Source organism: Actinomycetospora chlora (assembly GCF_039542135.1).
Lineage (GTDB): Bacteria > Actinomycetota > Actinomycetes > Mycobacteriales > Pseudonocardiaceae > Actinomycetospora > Actinomycetospora chlora.
In genome coordinates this window covers 14448-25428 of sequence record NZ_BAABHO010000075.1, presented here as the reverse complement: position 1 = coordinate 25428, position 10981 = coordinate 14448, and the positions used below count along the sequence as shown (strand labels likewise).

The following is a 10981-nucleotide window of genomic DNA, read 5'->3' as shown; positions in this document are numbered from 1 at the left end:
CGCCGGTCGACACCGGGGCGCTGCGGCGGCCGCCGGCCGAGCCGGCGCGAGCCGAGCCCGAGGCGCCGCCCGCCGCACCGGCACCCGCCGCACCGGCACCCGCCGCACCGGCACCCGCCGCACCCGTGTCCTCGGGACACGGGTCGCCGACCGAGGCAGTCGCGCCCGCCGAGCCCGCGACCCCGAGCCCGGAGCCGCTGGACGAGGACCCCGACGAGCCACCGGACATCGGCGAGACCGCCGAGGACGACCCGGACGACGCGCGGCCGCGGGGGATCCCCGTCCCGGCCGCGACGACCGAGGCACCGCCGTTGCCGGAGACGCGGGCGGCCGCGCCCGCGCTGCGGCCGCCGCCGCCCCCGCCCGCCGACGACGAGCCGGCGCAGACCGACGAGCGGCCCCTGCCCGCGGATCCGTTCCCGCCGCCGTTCCGGTGGTCGGCGCAGGACGCCGAGGGGGGAGCGGCGTCGCCGGACACGACGCAGGTGGTGCGGGACGCGGCCGGCGGTCCGGCGGCCGACCGCACGCAGGTCGTGACCCGCGGCGGGGCCGCGCCCGAGGCGACGCAGGTCGTGCGGCAGCGGGCCGTCCCGCCGCGTGGCGGGCCCGCGCGGGGCCCGGCGTGGGGCAGGACCGCGGCGCCGCCACCACCCGAGCGCACGCAGTTCGTGCCCGGGGCGGTGCCGGTGCGCGCGGCAGGGGGCGGGGTGGCCCGGCCCGAGGAGACGGCACCGCCGTGGGCGGACGCGGCGGCGGCGCGCTCGGAGGGCCTGCAGGGTCGCGAGCTGTTCGCCCGCGGTCCCGGTCCGAGGGCGGGCGTCATCCTCGGCACGTCCGCGGTGCTGCTGCTGGTGGCGATCGTGCTGGTCGCCTCGTTCCTCCTCGCGTAGGCGGGGATCACTAGGCTCGGCCGGGTGGCGACGATGGTCACCTTCCAGGCCCACCCCGACGACGAGTGCATCACCTGCGGCGGCGTCATGCGCTCCGCGGCCGACGCCGGCCACCGCGTGGTGCTCGTGGTCGCGACCCGCGGCGAGCACGGCGAGATCGTTCCCGGCGTGCTGGACGAGGGCGAGACGCTGGCCGAGCGCCGGGTCAAGGAGACCCACGCGGCCGCCGACGTCCTGGGCGTCGCCCGCGTCGAGTTCCTCGGTTACGTCGACTCGGGGATGGTCGACACCGAGACCAACGGAGCGGCCGGGTCGTTCTGGTCGGCCGACGTCGAGGAGGCCGCGGAGCGCCTCGCGGACATCCTGCGCGAGGAGGACGCCGAGGTCCTCACCTGCTACGACCGCATCGGCGGTTACGGGCACCCCGACCACATCCAGGTCCACCGGGTCGGCCGGCGCGCCGGCGAGATCGCCGGGACGCCGCGGGTCTACGAGGCGACGTCGAACCGCGACGAGTTCCGCCGCATGGTCGAGATGGCCCGGCAGTCCGGCGAAGAGGTGCCCGACCTCGACAGCGAGGCGTTCGGCTCGCCGGAGTCGGTGCTGACCACCCGCGTCGACGTGACGCCGTGGCTCGCGGCCAAGCGGGAGGCGATGCGCGCGCACCGCAGCCAGATCGCCGACGACTCCTTCTTCCTCGCGCTGCCCGACGACCGCTTCGCGCTCGCGTTCGGCACCGAGTGGTTCATCCGCGTCGACGGCGACCCGGCCCACCGCGAGGACACGCTCTTCCCCGCGGAGGACTCGCGCCGGGAGCCCTGACCTCGGGGCGGGCCACCCGGCGTGGTGGTATGGGTGGGTGACCACCGATGTCGAGCCGACCGGGCCGGTGCGCGAGATGCCGACCCTCGTGGACGACGAGCCCGAGCCGCGGGTCCGGCGCGACCCGCGCCCGTGGCGTGGTGCGCTGCTCATCGCGGCCGGTGGCGGCCTGCTCGGCGCCCTGCTGTTCCTCGTCGCGTACCGCGGGATGCCGGACGACTCCTACATCACCCTCGACTACGCGCGGAACGTCGCCGAGCTCGGCCACTGGGGCCTCACGCCGTTCCGCGACGCGAACTCGGCGACCTCGCCGCTGAACGTCTGGCTGCTCGCCGGCGGCATCCTCGCCACCGGGCGCCCGGCGGTCGCCGTGGGCCTCCTCCTCGTCGCGACGACGGCCGTGACGGCGCTGTGGGCCGCCGGGCTGGCGCGCGAGGTCGGGCTGCGCCGTCCGGTGGTGGCGTTCCTGCTCGTCGGGCTCCTCGTCACGTCGCCGCTGTTCGCCGCGGTGGTGGGCATGGAGTCGTTCCTGGTCGCCGCGACGCTGGTGGGCGTCGCGCGCTTCGCGGCCGCCCGCCGCGTCGTCCCCACGGGCATCCTCACCGGCCTCGCGGTGCTCACGCGCCCGGACCTCGTACTGCCCGCCGCGGTCCTCGTGCTCGTGCTGTTCCTCGCCCGCACGCCGCGGTCGCCGAGGGGCGCGGTGCTGAGCCTGCTCGTGGGCGCGCTCGTCGCGCTGCCCTGGCACGTGTGGTCGTGGTTCGTCCTCGGCAGCTTCGTGCCCGACAGCCTCATCATCAAGACCAGCGGGTCCTTCCCCGGCGGGGAGGTCTTCGGCAACGGGCCGCTGTTCATGACGCAGCGCTGGCCGATCCCGATGCTCGCGGTGGGCGTCGTGGTGGTGGTCGGGCTCGTGGCCGTCGTCGCGTCGGCGGTGCGCTGGGCCCGCGGGCAGGACCGGCTGCTCGACCGCGTCGTGGTGGCCGCCGGCCTCGCCGGCGCGGCGCACTACGCGGCCTACGCGGCGATGGGCGTCTCGTCGTACATCTGGTACTACTGCCCGTCGCTGGCGCTGCTGACCCTGTGCGCGGCCCTCGGAGCGGCCGACCTGCGGGTGCGGGTGCGGGTGTCGGGCGCGGTCGTCGCGGGCCTCGCGCTGGTGGCGGGCCTGTCGATCGGCCACCAGACCGGCCTGGGCATCCCGTGGCCGCACCCGGCCGTGTTCGGCAACTGGGCGAGCCCGGCCGACTACATCCGCGCGGGCACCGGCGTCGCGCAGGACGCCCCGGGCCAGACGATCCTGGCGCCGGGCGAGATCGGCACCCTCGCCTTCGCCTGCCGGTGCGACATCGTCGACCAGTTCAGCGACCGCGCCCGCCTGATGTCGATCGTGCGGTCCCGCGAGGAGGTGGCCGGCCCGGTGGGCGGCTTCCTGCTCCGGCTGAACTTCCGGCACGCCAGGGACCTGCCGGTCGAGCCGGCACAGCGCGTCCTCGTGTACGAGACCGGCACCGGCCCCGGGTGGCCCACCTACGTCATCGGCCGCGGCGCCGGGCACCTCTACCTGCAGCCCTGACGGGGGCGGGTTCCCCGGAGGGGGCTCAGCCCTCGAGGATGTAGCCCCGCCCGCGCACGGTGCGGATGCGCTCCGCGCCGAGCTTGCGCCGCAGGTAGCCGATGTAGACCTCGACGATGTTCGAGGTCGGCGGGCCGCCCCACACCCGGGTGACGAGCTGCTCCTGCGACATCGCCTGGCCGCGCGGGTGACGGATGAGGGCGTCCACCACGGCGTACTCGGTGCGCGACAGGCTCACCGGCTTGTTCTCGACGAAGACCTGCTCGAGCGCCGTGTCGACCGCCACCTCGCCGCGCCGCAGGAACAGCTGGGCGGTGGGGCGGTCGTCGCCCAGGCGCAGCCGCAGGCGGGCCAGCAGCTCCTCCATCGGGAAGGGCGTGACGAGGTAGTCGTCCTGCGTCGCGCGCAGCGTCGACACCGTGCGGTCGCGGGCCTCGGGGCTGGTCAGCGCGATGACGGGCGTTCGCGGGCTGTCGCGGTGCAGGTCGGCGAGCACCTCGACGGGCCGCAGCCCGGGCATCTCGACGTCGAGCACGACCGCCCGGGCCCCGCTGGCTCGCGCGGTGGCCCCGACGCTCCAGCTCTCGCGCAACAACTGGGGTTCGAAGCCGTGGGACCGCAACGTCCCCACCAGCACGCTCGTTGTGCGGTGTGACGGGGCCACGCACAGCACGCGGCCCCGCTCCGCTCCCGCATAACGATCAGGTCTCATCGCGCCCAGCTTGACCGCGACCCCGTCGGAGTTCAATCGGCGAGCGGCGAACGGGGACGTGATGTACATCGGCGGCGCCGACCTGAGAACCACACGCTGCGAGCGGCGCAGACTTTCCGCCATTCGGCCCCATATGAGCGCCGTTCCTCGCGCTGGGCGGCCCTGCGGGCGGCGTCGGGACCTGAGTTCTCTCAGATAGGCGGTCGCCGGACGGTCGCGTCCCTAGCGTGAGCCGCCGTCGGAGCCGGACGGCGACGCTCCCCCTCGCTGCCGCCGCCCGTGCCCGCCGACACACGCAGACACACGCAGGCCACCCGTGTCCCGGCACCGACCCCGGACGAGCTCCCCCGTCCCGGCGCCGCGGCACCGTCAGGAGGTTCCCCGTGCCCCGACGCGGACGACATCGCACCAGCCTGCCGACACGACTCATCGCGATCGTGGCGGCACTCCTCGTCACCTGCGGGGTGGCCGTCGCGGCCGGCTCCGCCTTCGCCGACTCGGATTCCGAGGGCGGGTCGGACTCCAGCGGCGTGCTCAGCTCGCTGACGGGCGACGAGTCCGACTCGGGCTCCGACTCCGGCGGTTCGGACGGGGCGAGCTCCGACTCCGGCTCCGGCGGGGACAACGAGAACGCCGACTCCGAGGGCTCGGGCGACCAGCAGGACAACGCCGACGACCAGGGCAACGCCGAGGACCAGGGCAACGCCGGGGACCAGAACGGCGACAACGGCGACAACGGCGATGGCCAGGGCGACGGCAACGGCGACCAGGGCAACGGCGACCAGGGCAACCGCGACGAGGGCAACGGCGGTGACAACGGCGGTGACAACGGCGGCGGGCAGGCCCAGGCCGCGGTCGACAACAAGGGCCGCGACCAGATCGCCCCGGCGGGTGCCGACCAGTACGTCGACATCAACGACGTCGACAACAACGGCGGCAACCTGGGCGACGGCGGCCGGTTCAGCGGCCAAGGGTCGTACAGCGTCGACTGCGGCGTGAGCGACCACAACAACTCCGACAACTACATGGCCGCGCCGGGCAAGGACAACGGGGCCCAGCACGTCCACGACTACGTCGGCAACGAGAGCACCAACGCCAACTCGACCGACGACTCGCTCGAGCAGGCCGGCACCTCGTGCCGCAACGGCGACCAGTCGACCTTCTTCTGGCCGGTCCTGCGCGACCTCAACGGCCAGGGTGACGACGTGGGCCAGGACGGCGGCAGCCTCGACGGCAACGTCGGCCGCATCCTGCAGCCGCGCTCGGCGGAGCTGACCTTCCGCGGCCACGGCGACGAGCCCGTCCGCCCCATGCCGACGCACCTCATGATGATCATGGGCAACGCGAAGGCCGGGCAGCAGAACGGCGACAACGTCAACGCGAAGTACACCTGCAGCGGCCACGAGGACCAGGTCACCGACAAGTACCCGGTCTGCGGCCAGGGCTCGCGCCTGATCCGCCTGCTCGACTACCCGAGCTGCTGGGACGGCCAGAACCTCGAGTCGGCCAACTTCCGCGACCACATGGCGTTCCCCGACGAGAGCGGCAACTGCTCGAACGGCTTCGTGCCGATCCCGGCGCTGCGGATCAAGCTGACGTACGACCAGCCCGCGGGCCGCGCGTTCTCGATCGACTCGTTCCCGCAGGAACAGCACGCGGCGGACACCGACCACTCGGACTTCGAGAACCTGGCCAGCCAGGACTCGAACGACGAGGGCGCCCGCTGCATCAACGAGGGCCGTCAGTGCCAGAACCTGCAGCAGTGACCGGCTGACAGGGGCTCGTCCCGCGAGGGGCCGTCCACCGTGATCCACGTGACCCACGTGTGATGGCGGCGGGCGGCCCCTCGCGTTCGTCGGTGCGGCGACCTACCGTCGTGGGCGGGCGCCGACCGGCGCTCACGGGAGTCCGGAGGCACCGGGCTGAGAGGGGACCTGCCAGCGGTCCCGACCGTCGGAACCTGATCCGGATCATGCCGGCGCAGGGAGGCACCCTTGAGCACGCCCACGCCCACGCCCACGACCGCGACCGATCGCCACGACGAGGTCGCCCCCACCCTCGACGGCCCCGTCCCGCGGACGCTCGGCTTCCTCGACCAGGGCGCCTTCTGGGCCAACCTCGGCGTGAGCCTGCTCGGCTTCGCCGGTGTCCTCGCCGTCCTCCAGCCCGCCGGGGCGCCGCCGCTGACGGTGTCCGCGGCGATCGTCGCCACGGTCGTCGGCACGCTGATCGGCAGCGCGATGGTCGGGCTGTCCGCGATGCCCGGGGCCGCGACCGGTGCGCCCGCGATGGTGCTGCTGCGCGGCCTGTTCGGCGGGGTCCTGTCGTGGATCCCGTCGGTGCTCAACGTCGTCCAGCTCGTCGGCTGGGGCACGTTCGAGCTCGTCGTCATCGCCCAGGCCGGCACGCTGGCGCTCGGCGGCCCGACCTGGGCCTGGGTGCTCGGCGCCGGGGTCGTGACGACCCTGCTCACCCTGCGGCCGCTGGGGATGCTGCGGCTGCTGCGACGGGTCGTGACGATCCTCGTCGCGATCTCCGTGGCCTACCTCGCCTGGTGGCTCTTCTCGCGCCCGGAGCTCCGGCTCGGCGGCGACGGCGGCTCCTGGGCCGGGTTCTGGGCCGGCGCCGACGCGGCGATTGCCGTCGCGGTGTCGTGGATCCCCGTCGCCTCGGACTTCTCGCGCCACTCGCGGCGGGTGTCGACCGCCTTCTCCGCGGCCACGATCGGCTACGGCGTCACGCAGATCCTCTGCTTCGTCGTCGGGCTCGCCGCCCTCGCGCTCGTCGGGGGCGACGGCGACGCCGTCTTCGCGCCGATGCTCGCCGCGCCCCTCGGTCTCGTCGCGCTGCTCGTGCTGACCCTCCGCGAGACCGACCAGTCGTTCGCCAACGTCTACTCGACAGCGGTGTCGGTGCAGAACCTCGCGCCCCGTGCCGACCGCCGCGTGCTCTGCCTGGTGATCGGCACCGTCATCACCGTGCTCGCGCTCGGCGTGACGATCGACGACTACGCGGTCTTCCTCGCCGTCATCGGGTCGGTGTTCGTGCCGCTGCTCGGCGTCGGCGTCGGTGACGCCCTCGTCCGGCGGGGACAGACGCCGGATCTCTCCCGCTGGGCCCCCTCGCGACCCCTCATGGTCGTGGCCTGGGTGGTCGGGCTGGTGGCGTACCAGGTGGTCAACCCCGGTGGCGCGCCCGGCTGGTCGGACGCGTGGTCGGCGCTGCGCGACGCGCTCGGCATCGCGCCGCCGTCGTGGCTGTCGGCCTCGCTGCTCTCGTTCGTCGTCGCCGCGCTCGTCGCGGCCGGGCTCGCCGCGCTCGAGCGGCGCCGGGAGGTGCCGGGCACCGGATGAGGCGCGGGTACGCGCGCGAGCTGCGCTCGCCGCTGACGATCCTGCTCGCCCTGGCCTGCGTGGCCGGCGGGCTGTGGGCGGCGGTCGTGCTCACGCCCGCCCAGGAGGTCCAGGCCTTCGGCCAGCAGCTGCGCGTCGGCGTCCAGGCCCCGTCGACGTCGCTGTCGGGCCCGCCCCAGATCGTCCAGATCGGCAACACCCGCCTCGACGTCCCCGACGTCACCGTCGTCGGGCCGCTGCGCCCGCAGCTGGAGATCGGCCCGGTCGCGCGCAACGAGACCGCGGGCCGGGCGATGGCGTCGCTGGCCGAGGGCAGCAGCCCGGCCGACGCGCTCGCGGCGATCGTCGGCGGCTTCGAGCGGTGGTACGCCCTCGCGACGCTCGTGCTGGTGGCCGCCGTCCTCGGCATCTGCGGGGTGGCCGGCCTGCTGCGGGTGCTCGCGACGTTGCGCCGGACCGCCCGCCGCTCGGGCGCCGGGGCCCGGCCGTCGCTGCTCGCGCGGGACCTCTCCCGCCGGGTCGTGCGCTCGACGGTCGTGGCGGTGGTCGTCTCCCTGCTGGCGTGGGGCGTCAGCGGCGTGCTCGCCGTCGCGGGCGCGCAGGAGCTCCGCCACGCCCGCTCCCTGACCGACCTGACCGGCGCCCACCACGTCAGCCCGTCCCCGGTCGGGCCGGCGGTGACCGGGGTGCGGGGCGTCGTCATCGGCGACTCGCGGGTGGCCCGGCTCGGCGGGCCGCTCGCCCCCGACGCGTCGGCAGAGGACGTCGCCTGCGCCCGCAGCACCGACTCGCTGGCCCGCCAGGTCGGCGCGGCCATCGGCGACGAGGTGCTCAACCTCGCCTGCTCGGGTGCCCGCGTCACGGCCGGCCTGCGGGGGCCGCAGCAGGTCGGTGGGGTGACGGTGCCGCCGCAGGTCGGCCGGCTCAAGCAGGTCCGCGACCCCGCGTTCGTGGCCGTCGCGATCGGCCCGAACGACCTGAACTGGACCGACCTCATCGGCTACTGCTACGCGGTCGCCGACTGCGCGGACAACTTCACCGCCGGCGAGTTCCGCTACCGCCTCGCGGCCTTCGACCGGGACTACGCCGACCTGCTCGCCGACCTCGCCACGCTCCCGTCCCACCCGCGCGTCGTCGTGCTGACCTCCTACGACGTGCTGCGCCCGGACGCCGACTGCCCCACCGCCCGCGGCCCGCTGCAGTACCCCGGGCTCACCCCTCCGGAGATCGCGCTGCTCGCCGGGCGCAACGCCGAGCTCAACGAGGTGCTCACCGCCGGCGCCCGCCGCTACGGCTTCGACGTCGTCGCGCCGCCGGTGAGCCCGCTGTGCGTCCCGTCGGCGGACGGGCTCGGACCGGACCTGCAGGCCCTCACCGACCCGCACCCCTTCCACCCGACCGGCGTCGGCGAGCTGCGCATGGCGATCCCCGTCGTCGCCCGTCTCGCGAGCCCGCCGCCGCCCCCGCCGTCGGGCTGACGCCGCGCGGCCGTGCTTCGCTCCCGCACGGCCAGGGCACTCCCCCGGTCGTGAAGATGCGGACACTCGGCCGGACCGGCATCCAGGTCAGCCCGTACTGCCTGGGCGCGATGATGTTCGGCGCCTGGGGCAACACGGACCACGACGACTCCATCAAGATCATCCACCGCGCGCTCGACGCGGGGATCAACTTCGTGGACACCGCCGACGTCTACGCCCGCGGCGAGTCGGAGGAGATCGTCGGGAAGGCGCTCAAGGACCGCCGCGACGACGTCGTGCTCGCGACCAAGGCGCACGCCGCGATGGGCGACGACCCCAACCACCGCGGCAACTCGCGGCGCTGGCTGGTGCGGGAGGTCGAGGACTCCCTGCGCCGCCTGCAGACCGACCACCTCGACCTCTACCAGATCCACCGCCCCGACCCCGAGACCGACGTCGAGGAGACGCTCTCCGCGCTGACCGACCTCGTGCGCAGCGGCAAGGTCCGCGCGATCGGGTCGTCGACCTTCCCCGCCTCCGAGATCGTCGAGGCGCAGTGGGTGGCCGAGCGCCGCGGGTACGAGCGGTTCCGCACCGAGCAGCCGCCCTACTCGATCCTCAACCGCGGCATCGAGCGCGAGGTCCTGCCCGTCTGCCGCCGCTACGGCATGGGGACGCTCGTCTGGAGCCCGCTGGCCATGGGCATGCTCACCGGGAAGATCCGCAAGGGGCAGGAGGCCGGCACGCAGCGGGCGCAGCGCACGCCGGGCCGCTTCACCGACGAGCGCAAGCTCGACGCCGTCGAGGAGCTGATCCCGCTCGCCGAGGAGGCCGGCCTGTCGATGGTCCACATGGCGATGGCGTTCGCCGTGGCCCACCCGGCCGTCACCTCGGCGATCATCGGTCCGCGCACCATGGAGCAGCTCGACGACGTGCTCGCCGGCGCCGAGGTCCGCCTCGACGACGACCTCCTCGACCGCATCGACGCGATCGTCCCGCCCGGGGTCGACGTCAACCCCGGCGACGTCTCCTACGAGCCGCCGGCGATCGGCGACACGGACCGGCGCCGCCGCAAACCCGAGGAGCGGGCCGCATCCGGGAATTAATTCCCACGGTGCGGACGGATGGCCGATTGAGGTGCGTACCCCGCGCCCGGAACCATGATCAGTCCACGTGCTCGGAGGGGGTTCGTCGATGGGCAGTGTCGCCGTCGTGATCATCGTCGTCGTGGTGCTGCTGGTGATCGCCGGCATCGCGGCGCTCGTGCTGGCGCGCCGACGGCGCCAGCAGCAGCTCGAGCAGGAGTTCGGCCCGGAGTACGAGCGCCGCGTCCAGGAGACCGGCGACCGCAAGGCGGCCGAGAAGGAGCTCCGCGAGCGCAAGGACCGCCACGACAAGCACGAGCTCCGGGACCTGGAGCCCGCCGAGCGCGAGCGCTTCCAGGGTGACTGGCAGCAGGTCCAGCGCGGCTTCGTCGACGACCCGGGCGGCGCCGTCGAGCACGCCGACGCCCTGCTCGTGACGATCATGCGGTCGCGCGGCTACCCGGTGGAGGACGGGCGCCGGCGCGCCGACGACCTGTCCGTGGCCCAGCCCCACCTCGTGCAGGACTACCGGCGTGCCCAGGACGTCGTCACCGCCCACCGGCAGGGGCAGGCCAGCACCGAGGACCTCCGCGGCGCGTTCACCTCGTTCCGCACGCTCGTCGAGGCGATGCTCGACGAGGGGCACGACTCCGGCGACGGGGGCGGGCACGGCGCCCGCGGCGACGGTGCCGGTCCGGGCGCGGCGGGGTCGACCGAGCGCATCCCCGGCGCCGGCGGCGGTGGGGACGACCAGCGGATCGGGCACCCCCGCGCCGCGACCGAACGCATCCAGCCGCCCCCCGGTGGGGCACCCGGGCAGGCGCCCCCACAGGCGCCGCCGCAGGGCCCCCCGCCCGGTCGCGGGGCACCCCCCGCAGGTCCGGGCGGCCCGGCCGGCCCGGGCGGTCCCCCGTCGGCGCCTCCGGCGTCCGGCGGTCCCGACGGACACCAGGAGTATCGGCGATGAGCCACCCCGAGCAGGGCCGCACGGCCGACCACGCCGACGACCAGTACGCCGCCGGGCACGAGCGCCCGGGCGGGTACGACGAGGACCCCCGCCAGAACGCCCACCAGTACGGCGAGCAG

At 74.9% G+C, this 10981-nt stretch carries 8 protein-coding genes, 1 pseudogene and 1 riboswitch; of the genes and pseudogenes, 8 read left to right on the top strand and 1 reads right to left on the bottom strand.

All coding sequences use genetic code 11. The features are described from left to right. The 3 genes and pseudogenes from ABD994_RS28840 to ABD994_RS28830 form a co-directional block, all read left to right on the top strand. Positions 1 to 890, top strand: a pseudogene (locus ABD994_RS28840) (hypothetical protein); the annotation flags it as partial. Positions 891 to 914: 24 nt separating this feature from the next. Further along, positions 915 to 1712, top strand: a complete 798-nt coding sequence (locus ABD994_RS28835; protein WP_345424234.1) for a PIG-L family deacetylase — start codon at positions 915 to 917, stop codon at positions 1710 to 1712. A 37-nt stretch (positions 1713 to 1749) separates the two neighbouring features. Next, positions 1750 to 3288 carry an ArnT family glycosyltransferase gene (locus ABD994_RS28830; RefSeq protein ID WP_345424231.1) on the top strand — a complete coding sequence of 513 codons (1539 nt, stop codon included), beginning with the start codon at positions 1750 to 1752 and terminating at the stop codon, positions 3286 to 3288. 25 nt (positions 3289 to 3313) lie between these two features. Here the strand turns inward: ABD994_RS28830 and ABD994_RS28825 are convergent, their stop codons facing one another. After that, positions 3314 to 3919 (bottom strand): response regulator transcription factor, encoded by a 606-nt coding sequence (locus ABD994_RS28825; RefSeq protein ID WP_274200794.1) that lies wholly within the window; start codon positions 3917 to 3919, stop codon positions 3314 to 3316. 518 nt (positions 3920 to 4437) lie between these two features. Here ABD994_RS28825 and ABD994_RS28820 point away from each other — a divergent pair. From ABD994_RS28820 to ABD994_RS28800, 5 genes are all read left to right on the top strand, one after another. Further along, positions 4438 to 5766: a DUF1996 domain-containing protein gene (locus ABD994_RS28820; RefSeq protein ID WP_345424225.1), complete on the top strand. Its 1329-nt coding sequence runs from the start codon at positions 4438 to 4440 to the stop codon at positions 5764 to 5766. A 132-nt stretch (positions 5767 to 5898) separates the two neighbouring features. After that, a riboswitch (TPP riboswitch) is annotated at positions 5899 to 5989 on the top strand. 5 nt (positions 5990 to 5994) lie between these two features. Next, complete coding sequence (locus ABD994_RS28815) at positions 5995 to 7353, top strand: purine-cytosine permease family protein (RefSeq protein ID WP_345424221.1); 1359 nt, start codon at positions 5995 to 5997, stop codon at positions 7351 to 7353. Beyond that, complete coding sequence (locus ABD994_RS28810; RefSeq protein WP_345424218.1) at positions 7350 to 8831, top strand: GDSL-type esterase/lipase family protein; 1482 nt, start codon at positions 7350 to 7352, stop codon at positions 8829 to 8831. Before ABD994_RS28815 ends, ABD994_RS28810 begins: the two co-directional genes overlap by 4 nt. Positions 8832 to 8881: 50 nt before the next feature. Then, positions 8882 to 9916, top strand: coding sequence for an aldo/keto reductase (locus tag ABD994_RS28805; protein ID WP_345424215.1), 1035 nt, complete (start codon positions 8882 to 8884; stop codon positions 9914 to 9916). Between the two features lie 88 nt (positions 9917 to 10004). Further along, on the top strand, positions 10005 to 10862 hold the full coding sequence (locus ABD994_RS28800; protein WP_345424212.1) for a hypothetical protein: 858 nt from the start codon (positions 10005 to 10007) through the stop codon (positions 10860 to 10862). Positions 10863 to 10981 lie beyond the last annotated feature (119 nt).